At 74.6% G+C, this 23,816-nt stretch carries 19 protein-coding genes, 2 tRNA genes and 1 pseudogene; 13 read left to right on the top strand and 9 right to left on the bottom strand.

The genetic code is table 11. The features are described from left to right. From ACFXAM_RS27365 to ACFXAM_RS27355, 3 genes and pseudogenes are all read left to right on the top strand, one after another. A partial coding sequence (locus ACFXAM_RS27365) for a dihydrolipoamide acetyltransferase family protein (RefSeq protein WP_380295073.1) occupies window positions 1-957 on the top strand: 957 nt, incomplete at its 5' end. A gap of 238 nt (window positions 958-1,195) precedes the next feature. Then, complete coding sequence (locus ACFXAM_RS27360) at window positions 1,196-2,431, top strand: M64 family metallopeptidase (protein ID WP_380295071.1); 1,236 nt, start codon at window positions 1,196-1,198, stop codon at window positions 2,429-2,431. A gap of 129 nt (window positions 2,432-2,560) precedes the next feature. Beyond that, window positions 2,561-3,895 (top strand): annotated as a pseudogene (locus ACFXAM_RS27355) (nitrate/nitrite transporter); the annotation flags it as partial. A 194-nt stretch (window positions 3,896-4,089) separates the two neighbouring features. On the opposite strand, the gene ACFXAM_RS27350 reads toward ACFXAM_RS27355, so the two are convergent. Then, window positions 4,090-4,911, bottom strand: a complete 822-nt coding sequence (locus tag ACFXAM_RS27350) for a maleylpyruvate isomerase family mycothiol-dependent enzyme (RefSeq protein ID WP_380295070.1) — start codon at window positions 4,909-4,911, stop codon at window positions 4,090-4,092. Between the two features lie 173 nt (window positions 4,912-5,084). Between ACFXAM_RS27350 and ACFXAM_RS27345 the strand changes: the two genes are divergently transcribed. From ACFXAM_RS27345 to ACFXAM_RS27335, 3 genes are all read left to right on the top strand, one after another. Continuing rightward, entirely contained in the window at window positions 5,085-5,882 is a 798-nt protein-coding gene (locus tag ACFXAM_RS27345; protein ID WP_380295069.1) for a carbon-nitrogen family hydrolase, read from the top strand. 190 nt (window positions 5,883-6,072) lie between these two features. After that, a complete protein-coding gene (locus tag ACFXAM_RS27340) occupies window positions 6,073-7,146 on the top strand; it encodes a GntR family transcriptional regulator (protein ID WP_380295067.1) in 1,074 nt (357 codons plus the stop codon). Window positions 7,147-7,263: 117 nt separating this feature from the next. Then, window positions 7,264-7,911 carry a hypothetical protein gene (locus tag ACFXAM_RS27335; protein WP_380295065.1) on the top strand — a complete coding sequence of 216 codons (648 nt, stop codon included), beginning with the start codon at window positions 7,264-7,266 and terminating at the stop codon, window positions 7,909-7,911. Window positions 7,912-7,979: 68 nt separating this feature from the next. On the opposite strand, the gene ACFXAM_RS27330 is transcribed toward ACFXAM_RS27335, so the two are convergent. Beyond that, window positions 7,980-8,765 carry an SLATT domain-containing protein gene (locus ACFXAM_RS27330; RefSeq protein ID WP_380295063.1) on the bottom strand — a complete coding sequence of 262 codons (786 nt, stop codon included), beginning with the start codon at window positions 8,763-8,765 and terminating at the stop codon, window positions 7,980-7,982. 470 nt (window positions 8,766-9,235) lie between these two features. Between ACFXAM_RS27330 and purD the strand changes: the two genes are divergently transcribed. The 4 genes from purD to ACFXAM_RS27310 all read left to right on the top strand — a co-directional run bounded on the left by purD (window position 9,236) and on the right by ACFXAM_RS27310 (window position 15,457). Beyond that, a complete protein-coding gene (purD, locus tag ACFXAM_RS27325) occupies window positions 9,236-10,483 on the top strand; it encodes a phosphoribosylamine--glycine ligase (RefSeq protein ID WP_380295061.1) in 1,248 nt (415 codons plus the stop codon). Between the two features lie 624 nt (window positions 10,484-11,107). Next, the gene (locus ACFXAM_RS27320; protein ID WP_380295060.1) at window positions 11,108-12,682 is read left to right on the top strand and encodes a hypothetical protein; all 1,575 of its coding nucleotides are present in this window, start codon (window positions 11,108-11,110) and stop codon (window positions 12,680-12,682) included. A 229-nt stretch (window positions 12,683-12,911) separates the two neighbouring features. Continuing rightward, window positions 12,912-14,450 carry a N,N-dimethylformamidase beta subunit family domain-containing protein gene (locus ACFXAM_RS27315; RefSeq protein WP_380295058.1) on the top strand — a complete coding sequence of 513 codons (1,539 nt, stop codon included), beginning with the start codon at window positions 12,912-12,914 and terminating at the stop codon, window positions 14,448-14,450. A gap of 107 nt (window positions 14,451-14,557) precedes the next feature. Beyond that, a complete protein-coding gene (locus ACFXAM_RS27310; protein ID WP_380295056.1) occupies window positions 14,558-15,457 on the top strand; it encodes a phosphoribosylaminoimidazolesuccinocarboxamide synthase in 900 nt (299 codons plus the stop codon). A 31-nt stretch (window positions 15,458-15,488) separates the two neighbouring features. Here the strand turns inward: ACFXAM_RS27310 and ACFXAM_RS27305 are convergent, their stop codons facing one another. The 7 genes from ACFXAM_RS27305 to ACFXAM_RS27275 all read right to left on the bottom strand — a co-directional run bounded on the left by ACFXAM_RS27305 (window position 15,489) and on the right by ACFXAM_RS27275 (window position 20,101). Continuing rightward, entirely contained in the window at window positions 15,489-16,109 is a 621-nt protein-coding gene (locus ACFXAM_RS27305; RefSeq protein WP_380295053.1) for a response regulator, read from the bottom strand. Between the two features lie 26 nt (window positions 16,110-16,135). Next, on the bottom strand, window positions 16,136-17,362 hold the full coding sequence (locus tag ACFXAM_RS27300; protein ID WP_380295051.1) for a sensor histidine kinase: 1,227 nt from the start codon (window positions 17,360-17,362) through the stop codon (window positions 16,136-16,138). Between the two features lie 120 nt (window positions 17,363-17,482). Beyond that, entirely contained in the window at window positions 17,483-18,310 is an 828-nt protein-coding gene (locus tag ACFXAM_RS27295) for an ABC transporter permease (RefSeq protein WP_380295049.1), read from the bottom strand. Then, window positions 18,307-19,311 carry an ABC transporter ATP-binding protein gene (locus ACFXAM_RS27290; RefSeq protein WP_380295047.1) on the bottom strand — a complete coding sequence of 335 codons (1,005 nt, stop codon included), beginning with the start codon at window positions 19,309-19,311 and terminating at the stop codon, window positions 18,307-18,309. The genes ACFXAM_RS27295 and ACFXAM_RS27290 overlap by 4 nt, the downstream gene beginning before the upstream one ends. Before the next feature lie 151 nt (window positions 19,312-19,462). After that, a tRNA-Gly gene (locus tag ACFXAM_RS27285) sits at window positions 19,463-19,538 on the bottom strand. Between the two features lie 40 nt (window positions 19,539-19,578). Then, a tRNA-Gly gene (locus ACFXAM_RS27280) sits at window positions 19,579-19,651 on the bottom strand. Window positions 19,652-19,783: 132 nt separating this feature from the next. Next, a complete protein-coding gene (locus ACFXAM_RS27275; RefSeq protein ID WP_030304494.1) occupies window positions 19,784-20,101 on the bottom strand; it encodes an Lsr2 family protein in 318 nt (105 codons plus the stop codon). Window positions 20,102-20,569: 468 nt separating this feature from the next. Between ACFXAM_RS27275 and purS the strand changes: the two genes are divergently transcribed. Genes purS through purL form a run of 3 tightly spaced genes read left to right on the top strand, consistent with a single transcriptional unit; the run spans window position 20,570 to window position 23,753 of the window. Then, window positions 20,570-20,824, top strand: a complete 255-nt coding sequence (purS, locus tag ACFXAM_RS27270) for a phosphoribosylformylglycinamidine synthase subunit PurS (RefSeq protein ID WP_030304493.1) — start codon at window positions 20,570-20,572, stop codon at window positions 20,822-20,824. Continuing rightward, the gene (purQ, locus tag ACFXAM_RS27265) at window positions 20,821-21,498 is read left to right on the top strand and encodes a phosphoribosylformylglycinamidine synthase subunit PurQ (RefSeq protein WP_380295045.1); all 678 of its coding nucleotides are present in this window, start codon (window positions 20,821-20,823) and stop codon (window positions 21,496-21,498) included. Before purS ends, purQ begins: the two co-directional genes overlap by 4 nt. Further along, window positions 21,498-23,753: a phosphoribosylformylglycinamidine synthase subunit PurL gene (gene purL / locus ACFXAM_RS27260; protein ID WP_380295043.1), complete on the top strand. Its 2,256-nt coding sequence runs from the start codon at window positions 21,498-21,500 to the stop codon at window positions 23,751-23,753. Before purQ ends, purL begins: the two co-directional genes overlap by 1 nt. Window positions 23,754-23,816: the final 63 nt, after the last annotated feature.

The following is a 23,816-nucleotide window of genomic DNA, read 5'->3' as shown; positions in this document are numbered from 1 at the left end:
GTTCCGGCCCCGGCCCCCGCGCCGGCCGTCGCGGTGGGCGGCGACCGGCCGCTCGCCAAGCCGCCGGTGCGCAAGCTGGCCAAGGACCTCGGGATCGACCTGCGGGCCGTCACCCCGACCGGTCCGGAGGGCGTGATCACCCGCGAGGACCTGCACGCCCACGCGGCGGCCGCCGCCGCCCCGGCCGCGGCCCCGTCCCCGGCCGCCGAGCAGGCCGCCGAGCCGGCCGCGCAGCCGGTGGCCGTCCCCGGCGCCGGCGACGTCCGGGTGCCGATCAAGGGCGTCCGCAAGGCGACCGCGCAGGCGATGGTGGCCTCGGCCTTCACCGCCCCGCACGTCACCGAGTTCGTCCAGGTCGACGTCACCCGGACGATGAAGTTCGTCCGCCGCCTCAAGGAGAGCGGCGAGCTGGGCCGGGACGTCCGGGTCAGCCCGCTGCTGCTGGTCGCCAAGGCGCTGCTCACCGCGATCAAGCGCAACCCCGGGATCAACGCCCAGTGGGACGAGGCGGCCCAGGAGATCGTCATCAAGGGCCAGGTGAACCTCGGCATCGCCGCGGCCACCCCGCGCGGCCTGATCGTCCCCAACATCAAGGACGCGGGCGCGAGGACCCTCTCCGGACTGGCGGTCTCGCTCGGCGAGCTGATCGACACCGCCCGGCAGGGGAAGACGGCGCCCGGCGACATGCAGGGCGGCACGATCACGATCACCAACGTCGGCGTCTTCGGCGTCGACAGCGGCACCCCGATCCTCAACCCCGGCGAGGCGGCCATCCTCGCCTTCGGGGCGGTCCGGGAGCTGCCGTGGGTGCACAAGGGCAAGGTCGTCCCGCGCCAGGTCACCACGCTGGCGCTGTCCTTCGACCACCGGCTGGTCGACGGGGAGCTGGGCTCCAAGGTGCTCGCGGACATCGCGGGCATCCTGGAGCAGCCGAAGCGCCTGATCACCTGGGGCTGAGCCGCCCCGGCCACGAGGAAGGGGCCCCGTCCGCGCACCGAGGTGCGGGGGCGGGGCCCCTTCGTGCCGCCGTCCGGGCATCCGATCTGATCGTCGGTATGACTGGTGAGATTCTTGTGGTTCGTCCAGATCGGTGACTTTTTCGCCGTTCGGTGAGGACGACACGCCGGTCCGGGTACGTCTTCGCGTCCACCACCCGGGCGACGCCGGGTGACCGGAACGTCGAGGACGCACCCGTATGCCGCCTGGCAACCCTGGCCGGATCGTCCGGAGTCTGGCCGCGCTCGTGCTGGTGTCCACCGCCGTGCTCCCGGCCGCGCTCGAACTGGCCGGGCCCCCGCCGTTCGGGGCGATCGGACCCGGCGCCCCCGCCGACCGCGCGGTGCCGCCGCACACCGCGGTGCAGCACGCCGACCTGCAGACCGCCGGAGAGGCCCCGACCGTCGACATACGGCGCACCGGGGACCCGGCCAACCGGATCACCCTCGTCCTGCTCGGCGACGGCTACACGGCCGGGGAGCAGGACCTGTTCCGGGCGCAGGCGGACCGGGCCTGGCGCGCGCTGATGGACATCGAGCCGTTCCGCAGCTACCAGGGCTTCTTCAACATAAGGCGGGTCGAGGTGGCCTCCGCGGTCTCCGGCATCGCCGAGACCGAGAACCGCGGCCGGCGGCCCGCCACCCCGCTCGGCATGCACTTCTGGTGCGAGGGCACCGCCCGGCTGCTCTGCGCCGACGAGGAGGCGGCCGCCCGCTACGCCGGCCACGGCGACGGCCCGCAGTACCTCATCGCGCTGGCCAACTCCACCGAGTACGGCGGCGCCGGCGGCACCGGGGTGACCACCCTGGCCGGCGGCAGCCCGGACGCCGGGCGGATCATCCAGCACGAGATAGGGCACACCGTGGGGGACCTCGGCGACGAGTACGACAGCGCGCCGGACGACGCCGACTACCCCAACCTCGCCACCGACAACGCCGAGGAGATGCGCCGCAAGCAGACCAAGTGGTGGCGCTGGCTGGGCGCGGAGTCCCCGGACGGCGCCGGGACGACCGGCGCCTACCGCAGCGCCAACGGCATCTACCGGCCCACCCGGGACTCGGTGATGCGCACCCTCGGCGGGGCCTACAACCTGCCCTCCCGGGAGGCCATCATCGAGGAGATCTACCGGCGGGTCAGGCCCGCCGACGACCCGGTGCCGGCGCCCGGCGAGGTCACCGGCCGGCCCCGGCTGGAGGTCCGGCCGCTCCCGCTGGCCGGCGCCCGGCAGCTGAGGGTGGACTGGACGGTGGACGGCGTCCCGGTCGAGCCGCAGGGCGGGGACCGCAACCGGCTGGACACCGCGGCGCTGGCGCTGCGGCCCGGGCACGGCGCGACCGTCACGGCCACCGTCCGGGACACCACGGACTGGGTCCGCGACGAGGCCTTCCGGGACCGCTACATGACGCGTTCGGTGTCCTGGACGGTGACCGGCTGAACCCCGCACGGCGGCGCTCCGGTCCGCCCCGGGTCCGTTCCGGGCCCCGGGGCGGACCGGATGGTTCGTACCCGTCCCCCTGACCCTGCCCTGTCCGTCCAATGATGGGATGACTAATCTGGGGCCACTATGACCGTGGAGCCCGCCAGTTCAGTCCGCCCCCTGTCCGCCCCCGCTCCCCGTGCCGGCGCCGGCCCCGCCACCGGCCCCTCCGCCGCCCACCACCCACCGGGTGGCCGGGCCGCCTGGCTCGCCTGGTCCATCGGCGTCAGTGTCTACGTCCTGGCCGTCATCCACCGCACCAGCCTCGGCGTCGCCGGGCTGGACGCCGCCGACCGCTTCGGCATCGGCGCCTCCGCGCTCTCCACCTTCTCGATCCTCCAGGTCCTCGTCTACGCGGCCATGCAGATACCCGTCGGCCTGCTGGTCGACCGGTTCGGACCGCGCCGGGTGCTGCTGCTCGGCGTCGTCCTGCTCAGCGCCGGCCAGCTCGCCTTCGCCTTCTCCGGCTCCTTCGGCCCCGCGCTCGCCTCCCGGGCCGTGCTCGGCTGCGGTGACGCGATGACCTTCATCAGCGTGCTGCGGATCGCCGCCCGCTGGTTCCCCGCCGCCAAGAACCCGCTGGTCGCCCAGCTGACCGGCCTCGCCGGGATGAGCGGCAACCTGGTCACCACCGTCGTCCTCGCCCAGGCCCTGCACAGCGAGGGCTGGACGCCCACCTTCACCGCCATCGCCCTGCTGGGCGTCGCGGTGTTCGCCCTCGTCGCGCTCTTCCTGCGGGAGGCGCCGGACGGGCCGGCCGAGGCGGTGGCACCCGCCGGGCGGCCCCGGCCCGGCATCGGCCGGCAGGTCCGGGAGACCTGGCGGGAGCCGGGCACCCGGCTGGGCCTGTGGATCCACTTCACCACCCAGTTCCCGGGCAACGCCTTCGGCCTGCTCTGGGGCCTGCCCTACCTCGTCGAGGCCCAGGGCATGACCCGCGCCGCGGCCGGCGGGCTGCTGACCCTGCTGGTGCTCTCCAACATGAGCTTCGGCTTCCTCTTCGGCCGCGTCCTGTCCCGCACCGCCCGGGCCCGGATGCCCATCGTGCTCACCGTCATCGGCGCCACCGCGCTGCTGTGGGCGGTGGCGCTCGCCTGGCCCGGCGGCCACCCGCCGCTGTGGCTGCTGGTCGCGGTCGTCCTGGTGATGGGCAGCAACGGCCCCGCCTCGCTCGTCGGCCTCGACTACGCCCGCGCCCGCAACCCCGTCGAACGCCTCGGCACCGCCTCCGGCATCGTCAACATGGGCGGCTTCATCGGCACGATGATCACCCTCTTCGGCATCGGCGTCCTCCTGGACGCCCTCACCCCGGACGGCACCGGCAGCTACACGGCGAGCGCCTTCCGCTGGGCGTTCTGCTGGCAGTACGTCCCGCTGGTGGTGGGCACCCTGATGATCCTCCGGCTCCGGAAGAAGCTCGCGGCGGCCCCGGCACAGGGCTGCCGGCCCGCGGACGCGGGGGGGGCAACCCCGGCGGCGGGGGTGGGCCGGCGCGGGCGGCGCCCGGCCGGGCCGGCGCCGCGGGGCGGGGGGGGTTGGCCGGCGGCCCCGCGGCCGCGCGGGCCCCACGGGAGCGGCGGGTGCTCCCCGCGCGCCGTCGGCGCCGGCCGGGTCCGTCACGGGGTGACGGAGAAGTTGGCCAGGACGCGGTCGGCCAGCTCCCGGTCCCCCTCGACGGTCACCGGGCCCGGGCGGCCGCGGCCGCAGGCGAGGCGGACGTAGGTCTCCCAGTCGAGGGTGAGCTGGACGTCGGGCGCGATGCTGACGGACTCGTCGACGGTGCCGCGCCCGGCGGAGTCCACCCGCACGGTGCGCAGGAACTCGACGGGGCCGGTGACGTCGACGACCAGCGCGGTGCCCGCCGGGGCGCCGGCCTGGTGGGCGACGGCCTTCGGCAGGGCCTGCAGCAGGACATCGCGGGCGACCAGGGCCCCGGGGGAGTCGAGGTTGCCGGGGGCGCCGAGGGCGCGGCGGAGGTCCTGCTCGTGCACCCAGACGTCGAAGGCGCGCTGGCGCAGCAGTTCGTAGTACTTGATCTCGCCGCCCTGCGGGCCGCCCGGCCGGCGGACCGGCTCGTTGGGCATCTGCTTGGCGTTCCGCAGCGCGCGGGAGCGGCGGATGATCGTGTACTCCAGCTCGCTGGTCATCTCCAGCGCGGTGTGGCAGCGGCGCTTGTCGACGGGCAGTTCGAGGTAGCGGGCGGCCTCGGTGGTGACGTGGCGCAGGTCGCGGGGGAGGGAGTGGATCGGGCGCGGGTCGCCGAGGAGCTCGGACTCGACGGCGATCACGTGCGAGACGATGTCGCGGACGGACCAGCCGGGGCACTCGGTGGCCCGGTTCCAGGAACCCTCGGGCAGGGGGGTCACCAGTTCGGATATCGCCTCGATGGACCGGGTCCACGCCTCGGTGTAAGCCTGCACGGTCTGGTTGTCCGTCACGGGAATCTCCGGCCCTCCGTCAGCTGCCTTGCCACGCGTGCCCGCGGGTTCCTGGGCGGCCGGGTTGTCCGGCTTCCCGGCGCACACGCTAACCGCACGTTACGCTGCCGGGAGAGAGCAGGGCAGCGCTTTCGGGTGACGATCGTAGGACTCTTGCCGTGGACGGTGGTACTGTGCGCGCTTCATTGATCCAACTCGTGGTCTCCGACGCCGAGCCCCCGGCCGAGCGGCGGGCCCGTGCGGCCGCCCTGGTGCGGGCGCAGCGGGGGGCCGACCTGGTCGTCCTCCCGGAGCTGTGGCCGCTCGGGGGGTTCGCCCACGACCTCTGGTCGGACGGTGCGGAGGCCCTGGACGGGCCGACCTCGGACGCGATGGCGGCGGCCGCCCGCGCGGCGGGGGTCTGGCTGCACGCCGGTTCGATCGTCGAGCGCGATCCGGACGGGCCGATCTACAACACCTCGCTGCTGTTCGCCCCGGACGGCGAGCTGGTGCACACCTACCGCAAGATCCACCGCTTCGGCTTCGACAGCGGCGAGGCGGTGGTGATGGGCGCCGGGCAGGAGATCGTCACCGCGGCCACCGACGTCGGCACGCTGGGCCTGGCGACCTGCTACGACCTGCGGTTCCCGGAGCTGTTCCGGGCGCTGCTGGACGCGGGTGCGCAGGTGCTGGTGGTGCCGGCGGCCTGGCCGGAGCGGCGGCGGGAGCACTGGACGCTGCTGAACCGGGCGCGCGCGGTGGAGGAGCAGGCCTATGTGCTGGCCTGCAACACGGCGGGGACGCACGGCGGGGTCGAGCAGGCCGGCCACAGCATCGCGGTGGACCCGTGGGGCCGGGTGCTGGCCGAGGCGGGGGCGGGGGAGGAGGTGCTGACCGTGGAGTTCGACCCGGCGGAGGTCGCGAAGGCGCGTGCCGAGTTCCCGGTGCACCGGGACCGCCTGCTGGGGATCCCGGCGCCGGTCCAGCGCTGACGGGGCGGTCCGGAGGGCGGTCGGGAGGGCCGGGACGAGGGGCCGGGACGAGGGGGCGCGCCGGGACGTATGGGGGGCTTGTACACGTCGGTGTCCTTTTTGAGAAGATGAGCCCCCGTCGTGTTACCAGCCCGTACGTCGCCGGTCTGTCCCCGTCAGGCCGTCCAGCCCGCCCGAGGAGGTCGCGCGCATGTTCGGCACCGACGCGGGCGACCCCCGCCCCGTCATCCAGCGCAACAGCCTGCGCGAGCAGATAGCCGGCGCGCTGCGCGAGGAGATGATGGCCGGCCGGCTGGCGGCCGGGCGGAACTTCACCGTCAAGGAGATCGCCGAGCTGTACGGCGTCTCGGCGACCCCGGCCCGGGAGGCCCTGGTCGACCTCTCGGCGCAGGGGCTGCTCCGGGCCGAGCACCACCGCGGCTTCACCGTTCCCGAGTTCGGCTGGGACGACTTCCGGGAGATCTTCGAGTCCCGGGTGCTGATCACCGACAGCTACTTCCGGCGGCTGGCCGTCGAGGCCGGCCGGCACGACGACAGCCGGATGAGCTCGCTGCGCCGCCGGGCGGACGCGGCGCTGCGGGCGTCCCGGGCGGGGAACCTGGACGTCATGGTGGGCTGCGACCGCCGGTTCTGGCAGGAGGTCGGCGGGCTGCTCGGCAACCGTCGGATCGCCGAGTACCTGGACTGGCTGCGGGTGCAGTCGTGGATGTTCGCCGCGCGCTACCTGCGGACGCTGCCCGAGCTGGCCGGGGTCTGCTGGGACGGCCACCTCGACCTGGTGGACGCGATCGAGGCGCGCGACGTGCCGCGCGCCCACCGGATCATCTGCGAGTACGACCTCTTCACCGCCGGGCTGCTGGCCGAGCTGGCCGGCCAGCCGGTCGAGTCGGTGGGGGTGCTGCCGCTGCTGACCGGGCACGCGTCCGCCGCGCCGGGCGGCCAGGACGCCGCGGCCGCGCCGCCCGACGCCCCGGGGGACGCCGCGCCGGGGAAGACCGGGGCGGGCACCGGTCCCGGCGCCGCCGAGGCGCCCGGTCCGGGGGAGCCCGCCCGACCGGCGGAACCGGGCCGCGCGGGCGGCGGCGCCCGGGGGCGGGACCGCGAGATCGGCCGCGAGCTGGGCCGCGAACTGGGCCTGGGGCTCGGCCTGGTGCCGCAGCCGCGCGCGGTGCCGTACGGGCGGTTCGGCCGCCGGCCGGCCGGCCCGCCGCCGGACCAACTGCCCGGGGGACGGCCCGATCCGCATCGCTCGCCGGGCCGGTAGGGTGGGCGGTCGTCCGTCCCGGCCGCCCGTCGTACCGGCCGTCCGGGCACCGACCCGCCCATCCGCCGTCCGCCGCCGCGCGGCCGGTCCCCCGCGTCCGGAGAGGAAGAGCCGGCCATGGCCTGCGACCTCTGGCTCGTCCCGCTGGTGGACGTTCTGAGCCACAGCCCCGACAACCCCTTCCGGGACGACCTCGCGCTCTACAACCAGGTGCTGGCCTCCCGCGGGCTGCCCGAGATGCCGGTGTACCGGTACGTGCCGGGGCTCAGCGGGGCGGTCGAGCCGATAGCCGCGTTCGACTACGACTCGCTGCACTTCCTGCGCCGGGCCTACCTGCTGGGCCTGACCGGCCTGGACATCACGCCGGTGGACGCGCTCGGCGGCGACTACGAGCAGCTGCTGGAGATGTTCGAGAGCAGCGCCGAGCAGTCGCACCTGGTCTGGCACTTCGACCACGCCGGCGCCTACGTGCCGATCGAGTTCGCCGCCCCGCTGGTGGAGGAGTCGCTGCTCGCCGCGGGCGGCCCGCTCGGCTCCAGCCACGGGCTGCTGCGCGAGCTGCAGGCCGTCGCCCCGGCGCTGGGCATCGACCCGCTCGCCCCGCCGGCGCCGACCAGGCCGCTCGGCCCGACCGGCCTGGAGCAGCCGTTCGGCCCGCCGCTGGACGACCTGCACCCGTTCGCCCGGGAGCGGCACGCCTGGGCGGGCCTGTACGCGGCGGCGACCCGGAGCCTGCACCAGGGCTCCATGATCGTCTTCGCCTGAGCCTCCCGGGCCCCCGTGGCCCTCCGGAGCCCCCGGGCCGCCCGTTCCCGGGCCCGCCGCGCCCCTCCCTACCGCAGCGGGCCCTCCGGCGGCCGCTGGCGCGGCATGGTGGGCCTGGTCCCCGGCGGCGGCAGCACCCGCACCTGGGCACCGACGCCCGGCTCGCTGCGCCCGCCCCAGCTGCCGGCGGCCTGGGTGGGCAGCCGGGTCATCCCGGCCCGGAACTCCAGCATCCACTCCGAGGTCTCGGTGCGGACCATGTCCGAGACGTCCTCGCAGAACCGCCGCAGCACCCCGAGGCACCGCTCGGCGGCCTCGCCCGCGGTGCCCTCGGTGGGGCCGAGCACCTCCCGGACGCACTCCGAGGCCCAGTCGAACTGGAAGGCCTCCAGCCGGCGCTGCAGCGCCTGCCCGGTGGAGACGTCGCGCATCCAGCCGGAGGTCAGCCCGAACACCCGGTCCGCGCCGTAGCAGCCGGCGGCCAGCGCCAGCCCCACGAAGCCCCAGTCGGTGGCGTGGGAGACGGTCCCGGTGAGGCCGACCAACGGCGCGGTGACCCCGCCGGCCGCGAAGCCGGCCGAACCGAACCGCAGCAGCCGGGCCCAGCGGCGCTTCCAGACCCGGTCCCTGCGGTACCACTCGATGGCCTCGACCGCCCGCTCCTCGGACCAGCGGTACAGCTCCTCCAGCCGCTCGGCGGGCTCGCCCCAGTCCCCCAGGGGGAACTGTCTGGTGCTCAGATCGGACCGGCGACGGGTGGAGGCCCGGCGCGCCACGGTCGTGGCGGGCTGGTCCTCCTCGCCGATCTCCTTGCCCCAGGCACTCTCCTCGGGCTGCATTTCCGGCTGGCTCACCTGTGGGGCTCCCTGTGGCGGGCGGACTGCTGGTCTGGCTGGTTCCGACTCTGCGCGGACCGACGTGTCCACGGCCTGACGGCTCGTGGAACGACGGACAACGCGGCGGCCACACCGCCGTTCCGGGGCGTTCCGCGGGTGCCCGGGGCGGCGTCACCGACGGCTGCCGGTGGTGGTCCAACAGCACTTCTTACCGCCAAATGGCTTACCGTGTGGGCGCTTCGCCAATGATCGTTACCGGATTCGGCCAATGGATCCCGAGGTGGGAGGGTTGCGGCGGTCGGCGGGATTTCACCCGTCCGAGCGAGGGTTCGGTGACCCGCTGTCCTGACCCGGACACCGCACGGCGCTCATCGGCTCCCGGAGCTGGAGGTTCCTCCGAGGCCGTACGTGTACCGGACCCCCGCGGCTGTCTCTTCCTACGGGACCGGAGAGCGGCCGGAACCGGCCACCGGCTACCCTTGCCCAGCGTGAAGGTCCTCGTCATCGGCGGCGGCGCCCGCGAACACGCCCTGTGCCGCTCTCTGTCCCAAGATCCCGCCGTGACCGAGCTGCACTGTGCCCCGGGCAACGCCGGGATCGCACAGGTGGCGACGGTCCACCCGGTCGACCAGCTGGACGGCGCGCAGGTCACCGCGCTCGCCGGCGGGCTCGGCGCCGAACTGGTCGTGGTCGGCCCGGAGGCCCCGCTGGTCGCGGGCGTCGCCGACGCCCTGCGCGCGGCCGGCGTCGCGGTGTTCGGCCCGTCCGCCGAGGCCGCCCGGCTGGAGGGCTCCAAGGCGTTCGCCAAGGACGTCATGGCCGCCGCCGGGGTGCCCACCGCCCGCTCCTACGTCTGCACCACGCCCGCCGAGGCCGCCGAGGCGCTGGACGCCTTCGGCGCCCCGTACGTGGTCAAGGACGACGGCCTGGCCGCCGGCAAGGGCGTCGTGGTCACCTCCGACCGCGACGAGGCGCTGGCCCACGCCGCCGCCTGCGGCCAGGTGGTGATCGAGGAGTACCTGGACGGCCCCGAGGTCTCGCTGTTCGCGATCACCGACGGCACCACCGTCCTGCCGCTCCAGCCGGCCCAGGACTTCAAGCGCGCCCTGGACGGCGACCAGGGCCCCAACACCGGCGGCATGGGTGCCTACTCGCCGCTGCCCTGGGCGCCCGAGGGCCTGGTCGAGGAGGTCCTGGAGACCGTCCTGCAGCCGACCGTGGACGAGCTGCGCCGCCGCGGCACCCCGTTCTCCGGCCTGCTCTACGCGGGCCTGGCGCTGACCTCGCGCGGCACCCGGGTGATCGAGTTCAACGCCCGCTTCGGCGACCCGGAGACCCAGGTCGTGCTGGCCCGGCTGCGCACCCCGCTGGCCGGCGTCCTGCACGCCTCGGCGACCGGCACGCTGGACCAGCTGGAGCCGCTGCGCTGGGACGAGGGCGCCGCGGTCACCGTGGTGATCGCCGCCGAGGGCTACCCGGCGGCGCCGCGCACCGGCGACCCGATCGAGGGCCTGGCCGAGGCGGAGGCCGCCGACGGCACCGCCTACGTGCTGCACGCCGGGACCAGGGCGGCCGAGGACGGCCGGGTGCTCAGCGCGGGCGGCCGGGTGCTGTCGGTCACCGCGACCGGTGCCGGGCTCGCCGAGGCGCGCGAGCGGGCCTACCGGGCGGTCGAGCGGATCTCGCTGCCGGGCGGCCAGCACCGCGGCGACATCGCACTGAAGGCCGCGCAGTAGCGGCCGCGCACCCCCCTCATCCCCCTCCGGGCCCCCGGCGAGCGATCCGCGCGCCGGGGGCCCGGGCGTTCCCGGCCCGGGTGCGACCCCGGCGCACCCCGCGCACCCCCGCGAGCGCCGCGGACAACCCCCATGGACGCAGCCCCGCCCGGCGTTTCGGGGGCCGGGCGGGCCGGAGCGGCCGAGGGCGCCGGCACACCGTTCGGCGGCCGGAATCCAGCCCATCGAGTGACAGCGGCCGCATCCGGCTGACGTAACCGGGTGCCCGGCCTTATGGTGCGCTGGACCACGGCACCACAGGTCGGGCCGCTTCCGCCCGCCGCCGGGTAGCGGCGGTCGCGCGGGGGGATGCTGGACGGCGTCCGGCCGGACCGGACACGCCCGGGCCGTCCGACACCGCCCCGGGGGGTCGTCCGGAATCCGGGCGGCGTCACCGGGACGAGTGGTACCGGGGCGATCCGGAACACCCACCCGGACACGGGCGTCGAAAATGTCAGAAGCGCCACGCAGCATGGACGACCGGGGCTCGGCCGCCGCCGTTTCCCGGTCGGAACTGATCGTTTCGAATCGGCTCAGGGGCCCGTCGCCGGGCGCCCGAGGGCTCCGAAGGGGGTGCCGCACCGTATGGCCGCTGTCGACACCGCGCGCGCTCACGCCCAGGCGGTCCTGCGCATCCGGGGACTCGCCCTGGCCGCCGCCGCACTGCCCGCCGCCGCCGCGGTGGTGCTGCTCGCCGGCCGGTTCACCGGCCGGCTCGGCGCCCCCGGCTCCCCCGACGCCGCCGGCTGGGACGCCGCCCGCTGGACGGTCTGCGCGGTGGCCGCGCTCACCCTGCTGGTGGCCGGAGCGGCCGCCCGCCGGTACCGCCGGGCCGTCCCGCCGCAGACCCCGGCCGTCCCGCTCGGCCGCGCCCAGGCCCCCGAGCTGTACCGGCTGATCGACGACCTGGCCGACCGGCTGGAGGTCCCCGCGCCGTCCGCCGTGGCGCTCACCCCGGACTGCGACAGCTGGCTGGAGGACGTCCCCGCGCCCCGGCCTCGCCGCCGGTCCCGCGGCGACGGCGGGGAGCCGCCCGCGCCGGTCCTGGTGATCGGCTCGCCCTTCCTGTGGTGGATGCGGGCCGGCGAGCTGCGCGCCCTGCTCGCCCCGGTGGTGGCCGGGACCGCGCCCGCCGCCGACCCCGACATCGCCGCCGCCCGCCGCTTCCTGCGGGCCCTGGACGCCAGCCTGGACGACGGCCCGGTCCCCGTCCCGGCCGCTGCCCCCGGCGGCCCGCGCCCGTCCCGGCGCGGCCCGGCCGCGCTGACGGACCGGATCACCGACCGGATCACCCGCCGGCTGCTCGGCGTCTGCCGCGAGCACGCCGCCGAGCTGGAGCGGTCCGTCGCCGGCTGGGCCTCCGAACAGGCCCGCGGCGTCGACTACGGCCTGCGGATCGCCGCCCAGGAGCAGGTCGGCCTCGCCTACGCGGGCTGGGACCGGCTGCTCACCCGGGTCGCGCTGCCCGCCTGGCGGCTCGGCCGGCACCCCGCGCACCTCAACGCGGGCGTGGCCGCCGCGCTCACCGAACTCTCCCGGCGCGACCGGCTGGCCGACGGCTACGGCAGCCGGCTCGGCGACCGCCCGGCCTGCGACCTGCTGGAGGAGCCCGGCGCGGTGGACGCCGCGGTCTCCCGGCTCGCCGCCGAGCTCTTCTTCGGCGCGCCCGCCTCCGGCGGCTGGCGCGAGCTGGAGTGGACCGACTACCCGGCCGAGGTGGTGGACGCCGGCTGGCGGGCCCGCGCCGCCGCCCTGCAGTCCGCCCTGGACCTGCTCGCCCCGCAGTCCCGCCCCGGCGCCCCGACGCTGACCCGGCTGCTGGGCCGGCTCGCCGACGGCGACGGCGAGCGGCTGGCCGCCGCGCTCGCCGCCCGGCCGGCCCGCACCGCCGCGCCCGCCCCGCTGCTCGAACCGGTCCGCACCGGGCGGGACGTGCTGGTCGAGCACGTCACCGCGATGGTCTGCTGCGCCGCCGTGGACACCGCGGGCGCCGTCCCCGGGCTGGACTGGCTGGACGGACCGGTGCTGCTGCTCGGCGGGGTCCGCCGCACCGACCTCGCCGAACCGGTCGCCCAGGCCGTGGAGCAGGGCCAGGACGGGCCGCTGCGGGCGTGGCTGGACGCCGCCGACGTTCGGCTGGAGAAGCCCGTCCGGCTCTGACCGGCGCCCCCCGGGAGGGGCGCGAACCCCCTCCGCGAGCGCCCCCGGCCGGACCGGCCGCCCCGGGTCTTCGCAGGCCGGAGGCCCTCCCCCCGACGGGCCGCAAGATTCCCGCCACTAGTTGCTACCGTAGGGTGACGCAGCGCCAGCACGGTGTGGTGTATTTGTCCGCACGCACATGCGGGAGGCACATGCCGGCCCGGCGGAGGTGCACCTGGGAGGGGCGCGCGTGGGGACCGAAGTCAACCGCCGCTGGGAGTCCGGGACGCACGCGCACAGCGTCTCCGACCCCTTCGGCCAGGGCCCGCTGCCCTGGCTGCGCAGCCCGGACCAGTACCTCGCCGGTACCGAGGGCGACGTCCCCTGGTACGTCTCGGTGGACGCCCCCGGGCAGCGCCCGCTCGCCGCCGGGGTGCGCGGCAAGCCCCCGGTCGGCACCCCGCTGAGCGCCAACGACGAGGAACAGCAGATCAAGGGCTTCGCCTCGGCCGGTGTGGTGCGCCCCGGCGGCTCGGTGGACCTGCGGGTCACCGTCAACCCGCCCCGCGAGTTCACCGTCGACGTCTACCGGATCGGCCACTACGCGGGTGACGGCGCCCACCACATGACGTCGAGCCCGCTGATCGCCGGCATGGTCCAGCCCGCCCCGATGGTGGCCGGCCGGACCGTCTCCTGCCACCACTGGTGGCACACCTGGCGGCTGCAGATCCCCCGGCACTGGCGGCCCGGCGCGTACGTCGCCGTGCTCACCACCGCCGACATGCTGCACCGCAGCCACATCCCCTTCACCGTCCGCGACCTCGACGACCACGCCCGCGCCGCCGAACTGCTGCTGGTGGTCCCCGACGTCACCTGGCAGGCGTACAACCTCTTCCCCGAGGACGGCCGCAGCGGCGCCAGCCTCTACCACGCCTGGGACGGCGGCCTGCTGGTCGGCGAGACCGAGGCGGCCGTCACCGTCTCCTTCGACCGCCCGCACGCCACCGCCGGGCTCCCGCTGCACGTCGGCCACGCCTACGACTTCATCCGCTGGGCCGAGCGCTACGGCTACGACCTCTCCTACGCCACCGCCACCGACCTGCACGCCGGACTGGTCGACGCCTCCCGGCACCGGGCACTGGTCTTCCCCGGCCACGACGAGTACTGGTCCGAGCCGATGCGCCGCGCCGTCGAGGGGGCCAGGGACGGCGGCACCTCGCTGGTCTTCCTCTCCGCCAACACCATGTACTGGCGGGTCGAACTGAGCCCGGGACCGTCCGGCGAGCCCAACCGGATGCTCAACTGCCGCAAGCGCCAGAAGGTCCGTCCCGACAACCCGGCCGCCGGGGCGCCCGGCGCCGCCAGCGCGCTGTGGCGCGACGCGGGCGAGCCGGAGCAGCACCTGCTCGGCCTCCAGTACTCCGGCCGGGTCGCCACCGCCGTCCCGCTGGTCGCCCGGCACACCGCGCACTGGTTCTGGGCCGGCACCGGCCTCCAGGAGGGCGACGGCCTGCCCGGACTGGTGGCCGGCGAGGCGGACCGCTACTTCCCCAAGGTCGCCCTGCCCGGGCACACCGAGCGGGTGCTGCTCGCCCACTCCCCGTACCAGGACCCGGCCGGGCGCACCCGCTACCAGGAGACCTCGCTCTACCGGGCGCCCAGCGGCGCCCACGTGTTCGCCGCCGGCACCTTCGCCTGGTCGCCCGCGCTGGACCGCCCCGGCCACACCGACGAGCGGATCCAGCGCGCCACCGCCAACCTGCTGGACCGCCTCTGCAAGAACGGCTGAACGGCCCTCGGACCGGCGCGCGCGGGTGGTCATGACAGACTCGACCCCAGTGACCTCCCCTTTCGCGCCGCACCGCCCGCGAACGACCCCTGAGGACTGAGACGACCTTGAGCGGATTTGTCACCAAGCCCGAGCCGGTCCAGGTGCCCGGCCTGGTCCACCTGCACACCGGCAAGGTGCGCGACCTGTACCGCACCGAGTCGGGTGACCTCGTGATGGTCGCCAGCGACCGCACCTCCGCCTACGACTGGGTGCTGCCCAACGAGATCCCGGACAAGGGCCGGATCCTCACCCAGCTCTCGCTGTGGTGGTTCGAGCGGATCGCGGACATCGTGCCCAACCACGTGATCTCCACCGAGGTCCCGGCCGGCGCCCCGGCCGACTGGAAGGGCCGCACCCTGGTCTGCCGCAGCCTGGACATGGTCCCGGTGGAGTGCGTGGCCCGCGGCTACCTCGCCGGCTCCGGCCTGGAGGAGTACCGCGCCTCCCGCACCGTCTGCGGGATCGCCCTGCCCGAGGGCCTGGACGACGGCTCCGAGCTGCCCGCCCCGATCTACACCCCGGCGCTCAAGGCCGAGGTCGGCGAGCACGACGAGAACGTCCCCTACGAGGAGACCGCCCGCCGGATCGGCGCGGAGCTGGCCGCCCAGCTGCGCCAGACCACCCTGGCCGTCTACTCCCGGGCCCGGGACATCGCCCGCGAGCGCGGCATCATCCTGGCCGACACCAAGTTCGAGTTCGGTCTGCTGGACGGCGAGCTGGTGATCGGCGACGAGGTGCTGACCCCGGACTCCTCGCGCTTCTGGCCGGCCGACGCCTGGGAGCCGGGCCGTCCGCAGCCGTCCTTCGACAAGCAGATCGTCCGCGACTGGCTGACCTCCCCGGCCTCCGGCTGGGACCGCCGCAGCGAGCAGCCGCCGCCGCAGCTGCCCGCCGAGGTGACCGAGCGGGTCCGCGCCAAGTACGTCGAGGCCTACGAGCGGCTGACCGGCCTCAGCTGGGCCTGAGGCCCCGGCGGAGCGCCCGCGGACCCGGCGGTCAGATCCAGCCGTGTTCGCGGGCGATCCGCACCGCCGCGTGCCGGTTCTCCGCGCCCAGCTTGGCCGCGGCCGCGGACAGGTAGTTGCGGACGGTGCCCTGGGAGAGCGCGGCCCGCTCGGCGATCTCGGCGACCGAGGTGCCGTCCGCGGCGAGCTCCAGCACGTCCGTCTCGCGCGGGGTCAGCGGGCTCTCCCCGGCGGCGATCGCGTCCGCCGCCAGCTCCGGGTCCACGTACCGGCCGCCGGCCCGCACGGTCCGGATGATCCCGGCGAGGTCGGCCGCCGAGACGGTCTTCGGCAGGAAGCCCCGGACGCCCACCTCCAGCGCCCGCTTCAGGTACCCCGGGCGGCCGTGGCCGGTGACGATCATGCAGCGGCAGTCCGGCAGCAGCGCGCGCAGGCTGGTGGCCACCTCGATGCCGTCCAGGCCGGGCATCTGCAGGTCGAGCACCGCGATGTCCGGCCGGTGTGCCTGGGCCATCGCCACCGCCTCCGGGCCGGAGGCGGCCTGGGCGACCACCGCGATGTCCTCCTCCAGCGCGAGCAGCGCGGCCAGCGCGCCGCGGATCAGGTGCTCGTCGTCGGCGAGCAGGACGCGGACGGGCGCGGTGTCGGTCATCGGCGGGGCCTTCCGTACGGCGGTTCTCAGAGCGGGACGCTGGCGAGCAGCCGGAAGCTGCCGGGTGCGGCCTGCGGGAGGGTCAGCTCGCCGTCGTGGGCGGCGAGCCGCTCGCGCAGTCCGCGCAGGCCGGTGCCGCTGCCCTGGGAGGGCAGCGGCACGGCCGGCACCCCGTCATTCTCCAGCTCCAGCACCGCCCGGCCGTCCTCCTTGTGCAGCCGGATCGCGCAGCGGGCCGCCTCGCTGTGCCGCAGGACGTTGGTGGTGGCCTCGCGGATCACCCAGCCGAGCACCGACTGGACCTGCGCCGGCAGCCGGTCGGCGTCCTCGCCGAGGTCGATCTCGCAGGCCACGTCCGCGGAGCGGAGCACCGCGCGGGCGCCGATCGCCTCCGCGTGGAGGTCCGCCGTGCGGTAGCCGCGGACCACGTCGCGGACCTCGCGCTGGGACTCCTGGGCGATCTGCTGCACCTCGGCCATCTGGTCGGCGGCCTCCGGACGGCCGCGCCGGGCCAGCTGGACGGCCAGCTCGCTCTTCAGGGCGATGGTGGTGAGGTTGCGGCCCATCACGTCGTGCAGGTCGCGGGAGAACCGCAGCCGCTCCTCGGCGACGGCCAGCCGGGACTGCGCCTCGCGGGCGGCGTCCAGCTCCCAGACCACCGACTGGAGCCAGGCGAAGCTGCGGCAGCTGCACCCGATGAAGAACATCACCAGCGCGCAGCCGGTCAGGAGCCCCAGGCACGTCCCCGGGGTGGCGCCGGTCAGCAGCATCGCGGGGAGGACGGCCAGCAGGCCGGCGGCCCCGGCGAGGGCGGCCCGGCGCGGGGGCAGCCCGACCGAGGCCGGACCGAAGGCGGAGAACAGGATGGTGGTGGTGACCGGGAGGGTGAAGACCACGGACTCGGTGCCGGAGGCCGCGCCGACCCGGGGGCCGAGCAGCAGCACCGCCCAGCTGCCGGCCACCGCGACGCCGCCGGCGAGGGCGAGCCAGCGCAGGTGGTCGGTGGGCCGCTTCAGGTAGTGGTCCAGCGAGGTGCGGTAGGCCCGCAGGGTGACCAGGGTCTGCGCGAATCCGAGCAGCAGGGCGACCCGGGCGGCCGGGTGGGTCCGGTAGTCCGGGTCGGACAGGTTGATCAGCAGTCCGATCGGCAGCGGGGCGAGCGCCATCAGGTAGAGCGACCAGCGGAGGTAGAGCTCCGAGCGCTGGGGCTTGGAGGAGCTCTTCCACGCGCGCACCGGATTCGCGACGCCCATCTGTCCTGCTCCCCGTTCGATCATGATCGTGCTGCTGCCTTCCTATCAGAGGTGGAGCAGGGGTGCGGACCTCAGGTTCGAAAAGAACCGGGCCGCCCGTGCGGGCGGCCCGGGGCCGGGTCAGCGGCGCGGCTCCCAGCGGAAGTAGCGGACGGCGCCCCAGACCGCGAGGGCGAGCCAGATGGAGCCGGTGACCAGGTGCGGGGCGGCGGTGGCCCAGGTGCCGGCGAAACCGGTCGGGGCGGCGGAACCGTCGGTGCCGAACCAGCCGACCCGGACCAGCTGGAAGGCCGGGGTGGTGGGCAGCAGCCGGCAGATGTCGGCGAGCCGGTCGGGCATGACCTCCAGCGGGATGAACAGGCCGGAGCCGAACTGGGTGAGCAGCAGGACCGGCATGGTGGTGATGCCGGAGCTCTCCACGGTGCGGGTGAAGGCGCTGGAGACGGCGGCCAGCGCCATCAGGGTCGCGACGACCAGGGCCAGGCCGACGGCCAGCAGGACCGGGTTGGCCGGGGCGGTGAGGTCCAGGGCGGTGGCGCCGACGACGCCGATCACGGTGCACATCACCAGGGCCAGGCCGACCGAGGGGACGGCGGTGCCGGCCAGGATCTCCAGGTCCCGGGCCTCGCCGGTGCGCAGCCGCTTGAGCACCAGCTCGCCGCGGCGGGCCACGTAGGCGGCGGTGAGGTTGTAGTAGACGACGAACGCCAGCACCATCCCGACCGCGCCGTTGACCAGCAGCGAGTCGACGTCGAGGCCGGGGTTGCCCTCGGCCTGCTGGGTGAGCACGTTCTGCAGGCCGAAGATCAGGAGGAGCGGCAGCAGCACGGCGGTGAACAGGGCGGTCCGGTTGCGCAGCAGCAGGATGCCCTCGGCCCGGCCCAGGGCGAGCAGCCGGCGGACGGTGGTGCTCTTCGGCCCGGTGGTGGTGGCGGTGGCGGTGGTCATCGGGCGAGTCCGATCAGCTTGCGGCGGGCGGGGGGAGCGGCGGGGGAGTCGGCCGGGGGCTGGTGGGCGGCCTCGGCGGCGATGGCCAGGAAGGCCTGCTCCAGCGAGGCGCTGCGGGCGTCGAGGGCGCCGAGGGCGATGCCGTGGTGGCCGGCCCAGCCGAGCAGGTCGGTCAGCGTCGCCTGGAGGTGCGGCGTGCGGACGGTGACCTTGCGGCCGTCGGCGGTGACGGTGGCCCCGGCCAGCGGCGGGATCGAGGCGCCGGTGAACTCGGGCAGCTCGAAGGAGATCTGCGACGGCCGTCCGGCGATCACCTCGGCCACCGTGCCGGCGGCGACGATCCGGCCGCCGTGCATGATCGCCAGCCGGTCGGCGAGCTCCTCGGCCTCCTCCAGGTAGTGCGTGGTGAGCAGCACCGTGGTGCCCTGGGCGCGCAGCTCGCGGACCAGCCGCCAGACGGCGGCGCGGGCCTCCGGGTCGAGGCCGGTGCTCGGCTCGTCCAGGAACAGCACCTCGGGCCGGCCGAGCAGGGCCATCGCGAGGTCGAGGCGGCGGCGCTCGCCGCCGGAGAGCTGCTTGACCCGGACGTCGCGGCGGTGGCCGAGGTCGACCAGCTCCAGGGCCTCGTCCAGCGGGCGGGCGTGGCTGGTGGCGCCGGCCCAGGCCCGGCCGGTCTCGGCGACGGTGAGGTCGCCGGGGAAGCCGCCCTCCTGGAGCATGATGCCGATCCGGGGGCGGACGGCGGCGCGCTCGCGGTACGGGTCGCGGCCGAGCACCCGGACCCGGCCGTCGGTCGGGGCGGCGAGGCCCTCGATCAGCTCCATGGTGGAGGTCTTGCCGGCCCCGTTGGTGCCCAGCAGGGCGAAGAGCTCACCGCGGCCGACGGTCAGGTCGACGCCGCGGACGGCGTGGTAGCGGCTGCTGCCGGTGCCGTAGTGGCGGTGCAGACCGGTGACCTCGATCACGTCGTCGCCGGTGCGGTGGGGCTGGCTCGTTTCCATGCCTCAAGCCTCCCGTCGCCGGGCGGCCGGGGGCAGTGCGCGGCCTCATGAGAACCCGGTGCGGATCCACGGGTCCGCGATGACAAATGTCATGGGGGGGCGGGAGGGGAAAACGCCGAAGGGCCCTCTCAATCGAGAGGGCCCTTCGTACTGGAGCGGACGACGAGATTCGAACTCGCGACCCTCACCTTGGCAAGGTGATGCTCTACCAACTGAGCCACGTCCGCAGGGTGGAACTATGCAATTGTGCTGTGCTCGCGCACTGCGAGCGGACGACGAGATTCGAACTCGCGACCCTCACCTTGGCAAGGTGATGCTCTACCAACTGAGCCACGTCCGCACGGTGCCTGGTGGGGCACCGGCCGCCTTCCCGGATCTCTCCGTTGCGGCGACGAGGAATACTCTACAGCATCCGAAGGGGTGGTCGTCCCGCCGCTCGGGCGCGGGCGGGACGACCGGTGCCCGCGGGTGTTCAGTTCGCCTCGGCGAACGCCTCGTACACGTGCTTCGGGATCCGGCCGCGGGCCGGCAGCTCCATGCCGCGGGACTGGGCCCAGGCGCGCACGGCGGCCGGGTCCGGGGTGAGGGCGGTGCGCCGGAAGGACTTCCCGGTGCGGCTCTGGCGGCGGCCGGCGGCGACGAACGGGGCGAGGGCCTCCCGCAGCTTTTCCGCGTTGTCCACGGACAAATCGATCTCGTACGACTTCCCGTCCACGCCGAAGTGGACCGTTTCCGCGGCGGCGCCGCCGTCCAGGTCGTCGGAGAGCGTGACAACTACACGCTGAGCCATGGGTGTCAATCCTCTCGGGCAATTCGGCCGACAAGGACGCGGGCGCGCCCCCGGGCCTGATGTGCACCTATCGCGCGGGTGCATACGGGCAGGCCGGATGGCCGTGCCGGATACGCAGCACTCGCCGCGGCAGGTGGCCCTATTCTGCACCCGAAGCGGGGAGAAATCGAAGAGTCCGGCTTTCTTTTCCGGATATTCACGTGTCTTCGCCGGGGCGCCGGATACCGGGTGCACCCGGCTGGCCGATCTGTCCGGAGTGCCGGTATTCGGGTGCTCTTCGGCCGTTCCCGCGGGGGCCGCGGAATCCGGCGAAAAGGGGCGTACGGCGGGGGGTCCCGGGGGGACGCGGGCCTTGCGGCGTAAGGGTCGTGGGTCTACGCGCGTCACTACGCCCGGCCAGCAATCCTGCCCGAAACCCCCGGTAGTCTGGAGTTCCCCCGCCTCACGAAGACACCACCGGGAGTGCCAGTGGCACGCGTCGTAGTCGACGTCATGCTCAAGCCGGAGATCCTCGACCCCCAGGGACAGGCGGTGCAGCGCGCACTGCCCCGTCTCGGATTCACCGGGATCGCCGACGTCCGCCAGGGCAAGCGTTTCGAGCTGGAGCTGGAGGGCCCGGTCGATGACGCCGCGCTCGCCCGTATCCGCGAAGCCGCCGAGACCTTTCTCGCCAACACCGTGATCGAGGACTTCACGGTCCGCGTCGAGGAGGAGGGCAAGTGACCACCCGCGTCGGCGTCGTCACTTTCCCCGGCTCCCTCGACGACCGCGACGCCCAGCGCGCGGTCCGCCTCGCCGGCGCCGAGCCGGTCGCGCTGTGGCACCGTGACAAGGATCTCCACCAGGTCGACGCGGTCGTCCTGCCGGGCGGATTCAGTTACGGCGACTATCTGCGCTGCGGCGCGATCTCCCGCTTCTCGCCGGTGATGGAGACCGTCATCGAGCAGGCCAGGGCGGGAATGCCGGTTCTCGGTATCTGCAACGGCTTCCAGGTGCTGTGCGAATCGCACCTGCTGCCCGGCGCGCTCACCCGCAACGACTCGCTGCACTTCGTCTGCCGCGACCAGAAGCTGCGGATCGAGAACAGCGGCACCGCCTGGACCCGCGATTACGCGGCCGGCCAGGAAATCGTCGTCCCGCTGAAGAACGGTGAGGGCCGCTTCGTCGCCGACGAGCACGTCCTCGACGAGCTGGAGGCCGAGGGCCGGGTGGTCGCCCGTTACCTCGACGTCAACCCCAACGGTTCGTACCGCGACATCGCCGGCATCACCAACGCCGCCGGCAATGTCGTCGGCCTGATGCCGCACCCCGAGCACGCCGTGGAGCCGCTCACCGGTCCCACCACCGAGGGCCTGGGCTTCTTCACTTCCGTCCTGAAGCAGCTGGTGAACGCCTGATGAGCCTCGACACCGTCAAGAACGCCGAGCAGACCCCGGACGCCGCCCAGCCGTGGGCCGAACTCGGCCTCAAGCAGGACGAGTACGCGCGCATCCGGGAGATTCTCGGCCGCCGCCCGACCGGCGCGGAACTCGCGATGTACTCGGTCATGTGGTCGGAGCACTGTTCGTACAAGAGCTCCAAGGTCCACCTGAAGCAGTTCGGCGAGAAGAAGCCCGAGACGGACGCGATGCTCGTCGGCATCGGCGAGAACGCCGGTGTGGTCGACGTCGGCCAGGGTTACGCGGTCACCTTCAAGGTCGAGTCGCACAACCACCCGTCGTACATCGAGCCCTACCAGGGCGCGGCCACCGGCATCGGCGGCATCGTCCGCGACATCCTGGCGATGGGCGCCCGCCCGGTCGCCGTGATGGACCCGCTGCGGTTCGGCGCGGCCGACCACCCCGACACCCGGCGCGTGCTGCCCGGGATCGTCGCGGGCATCGGCGGCTACGGCAACTGCCTGGGCCTGCCGAACATCGGCGGCGAGGTCGTCTTCGACTCCTGCTACCAGGGCAACCCGCTGGTCAACGCGCTGTGCGTGGGCGTCATGAAGCATGAGGACATCCACCTCGCGCAGGCCTCCGGCGCCGGCAACAAGGTCATCCTCTACGGTGCCCGCACCGGCGGCGACGGCATCGGCGGCGTCTCGGTGCTCGCCTCCGAGACCTTCGACGACAGCAAGCCGGCCAAGCGCCCGGCGGTCCAGGTCGGCGACCCGTTCCAGGAGAAGCTCCTCATCGAGTGCACCCTGGAGATCTTCCGCGAGAAGCTCGTCAAGGGCATCCAGGACCTCGGCGGCGCCGGGCTCTCCTGCGCCACCTCCGAGCTGGCCTCGGCCGGCTCCGGCGGCATGCGGATCGACCTCGACACCGTGCACCTGCGCGACCACACGCTCTCGCCGGAGGAGATCCTCATGAGCGAGTCGCAGGAGCGCATGTGCGCCATCGTCGAGCCGGAGAAGGTCGCCCGCTTCCTGGAGATCTGCGAGAAGTGGGACGTCATCGCGAACGTCATCGGTGAGGTCACCGACGGCGAGCGGCTGGAGATCTACTGGCACGGCGACCTCGTCGTGGACGTGCCGCCGCGCACCGTCGCCCACGAGGGCCCGACCTACCAGCGCCCGTTCGCCCGCCCGAGCTGGCAGGACGCGCTGCAGGCCGACGCCCCGACCGCCGAGCGGCTGGCCCGCCCGGCCACCGGTGAGGGCCTGAAGGCCGACCTGCTGAAGGTCGCCTCGCACCCGAACCAGGCCTCCAAGTCCTGGATCACCGACCAGTACGACCGGTACGTGCTCGGCAACACCGTGCTCTCGCACGGCGAGGACTCGGGCATGATCCGGATCGACGACGAGACCAACCTCGGCGTCTCGGTCGCCACCGACGGCAACGGCCGCTACACCAAGCTGGACCCGTACACCGGTGCCCAGCTGGCCCTCGCCGAGGCGTACCGCAACGTCGCGGCCGGCGGTGCCAAGCCGCTCGCCGTCTCGGACTGCCTCAACTTCGGCTCCCCCGAGGACCCGGACGTGATGTGGCAGTTCGCCGAGGCGACCCGCGGTCTGGCCGACGCCTGCCTGACCCTGGGCACCCCGGTGACCGGCGGCAACGTCTCGCTGTACAACCAGACCGGCGAGGTCGCCATCCACCCGACCCCGGTGGTCGCGGTGCTCGGCGTCATCGACGACGTCACCCGCCGCACCCCGGTGGCCTTCGCCGAGGAGGGGCAGCTGCTCTACCTGCTCGGCGACACCGCGGACGAGCTGGGCGGCTCGGCCTGGTCGCAGGCGGTCCACGAGCACCTGGGCGGCCTGCCGCCCGAGGTCGACCTGGAGCGCGAGCGGCTGCTCGGCGAGATCCTGATCTCCGGTTCGCGCGACGGCATGATCGACGCCGCGCACGACCTGTCCGACGGCGGCCTGGGCCAGGCCCTGGTGGAGAGCTGCCTCAAGGGCGGCCGGGGCGCGCGGATCGTCGTGCCCGAGGGCATGGACCCCTTCGTGTTCCTGTTCTCCGAGTCGGCCGGCCGCGCCGTGGTGGCCGTACCGCGCAGCGAGGAGCTCCGGTTCAACGACATGTGCACCGCGCGGGGCCTGCCGGCCACCCGGATCGGTGTGGTCGACGGTGACGCCCTGGACGTCCAGGGCCAGTTCACCGTCTCGCTGGCGGAGCTGAAGGACGCCCACACCGGCGTCATCGAGGCCCTGCTCGGCTGATCCACCGTCCGACGGCTCCCGGGGGCGGGGGGGGGGGGCGGGGGCCGGGGGCCCCCCCCCGGC

The organism is Kitasatospora sp. NPDC059462, from assembly GCF_042749955.1.
Taxonomy (GTDB): Bacteria; Actinomycetota; Actinomycetes; order Streptomycetales; family Streptomycetaceae; genus Kitasatospora.
Note: the sequence above shows the minus strand (reverse complement) of the source record. Positions and strands in the feature narration are given on the sequence as shown.